Source organism: Novosphingobium sp. CCH12-A3 (assembly GCF_001556015.1).
In the GTDB taxonomy this organism is placed as follows: Bacteria; Pseudomonadota; Alphaproteobacteria; order Sphingomonadales; family Sphingomonadaceae; genus Novosphingobium; species Novosphingobium subterraneum.
This window is the reverse complement of sequence record NZ_LSIA01000250.1, coordinates 1-1,611: the sequence shown is the minus strand read 5'-3', so window position 1 is coordinate 1,611 and position 1,611 is coordinate 1. Positions and strand designations below refer to the sequence as shown.

At 62.6% G+C, this 1,611-nt stretch carries 1 protein-coding gene; it reads right to left on the bottom strand.

Annotated features, from left to right (window positions below; all coding sequences use genetic code 11):
* Positions 1 to 88 precede the first annotated feature (88 nt).
* A complete protein-coding gene (locus AX703_RS20265; RefSeq protein WP_062346722.1) occupies positions 89 to 1,423 on the bottom strand; it encodes an IS5 family transposase in 1,335 nt (444 codons plus the stop codon).
* Between the last annotated feature and the right edge of the window lie 188 nt (positions 1,424 to 1,611).

The window sequence follows — 1,611 nt, the reverse complement described above, 5'->3', positions numbered from 1 at the left end:
GTCGTCCGTGAACAAAGCGAAGTTCGTTTCGGTGCCGGGTAGACCGGGTCTGTCAGCGTCCTGGGCGGTACCCAGCAGGTAGTTTGGCTCAGGCAGCGGCCATTTTATGCTGTGCTACGGGTAGCCAAGCCGCAAGCAGGGCGCGCAAAAGGGCGGTCAGCCATGCGACGAGTAGCCTCAGATTATGCCCGGCGGCCACCAGGATGGCGTTGATGGCATCGCCGGTGGCACCGGTGAGGTGATTTCGTTCAAGTAGGCCATCGGCTTTGGTGTGGCCGATGATCGGCTCGATGGCATTTCGTCGCCGCAGTTCGCGTTTGATCGTGGGTGAGGTGATGCCGCGGGTATGGGCGATATAGACCTTGGCCTTTCCGCCATGCTTGTGACCCTTGTAGCCGCGGTCGACATAGGCTCGCTCGACGGTGACGCCGGTCAGGCGCTCGACCTGTTCGATCTGTCCACTCAGGGTATGGCCGTCGTAGGGATTGCCGGGCAGCGCCTGCATGCCGACGATGAACTGGCCGCCGGTGGTGCGCGCGTTGGTAACCGCGATCGATGTCTTCACCCCGAACTCGTAGCGGGTCCTCGCCTTGCCCTTGGCGATGCATTCCACCTCGGGGGCGTGCAAGGCATAAAGCTTGTCGGTGCTGCCAGCCTTCTGGGTGAGGATCTTTGCCACCCGCTCGCGGGTGACGGCGAAGGCGGCCTCGAGCTCCTCATTGCCGGCGATCTTGCGGCCGATGTCGCGGTCAAGCCGGCCGAGCCAGGTCCGTAGCTTGCGCACCCAGCGCATCGCTTGGCTGTGGCCACGGCCATGGATCAGCCGAGAGACATCGCGCCGCGCCTGGCGCCCGACGCGCAGGAATGACTGGCGCAGCTTGATCCCGTGCTTCTTGGCCAACCGGTTCAGCCATTCAATGCCGCGCATCAACAGGTGACTGTCGGTGGGGTGGGCGACCGCTTTGGTCTGCACGGTCGTATCCACCGTCACCCGTTCGCACGCCTGCGGCGTCACCGCATTGGTCGCCATCGCCACACGCAGCGTCTCGGCAAGCAGCAGCTCAAGCTTGTCAGGACCGATCCGCCCACGCCACCGCGTCATCGAGGATCGATCAAGCGGCAGCTTGTGGCGGAAGTACTGCTCGCCGCAGAAGAACTGGTAATACGGATTCTCGACCCACCGGGCGCAAACGGCCTCGTCCGACAGGCCCTCCATGTGCTTGAGCAGATGCAGGCCCGCCATCAACCGGGTCGAAAGCCCAGGGCGGCCTTTCTCGTGATAAAACCGGCCGTACGCCGCATCGAACCGCGACCAGTCGATCAGCCGCGCCAATTTCACCAGCGCGTGCTCCATGTCGATCATGTTGTCGAGCTGGCTGCGAAACAGCTCATCGCTGCGCGGGGCGGGCTTCTTCGGCGGCATCGGGGAACCTCATCGTGTCGACGAGATCAATGAATCACGACCCCATTCCCGAGGAAAGCCCCCTCGTGCACGGGCGCACACAATCGCAAGCTTTTTGCCCGATTTCCCCAGAACCTTGCAAATTCCATTACTTCAAATCCGCTAAAACCCACGCATTCCCAAAGGCTTCAGAGTTTTTCACGGGCGAC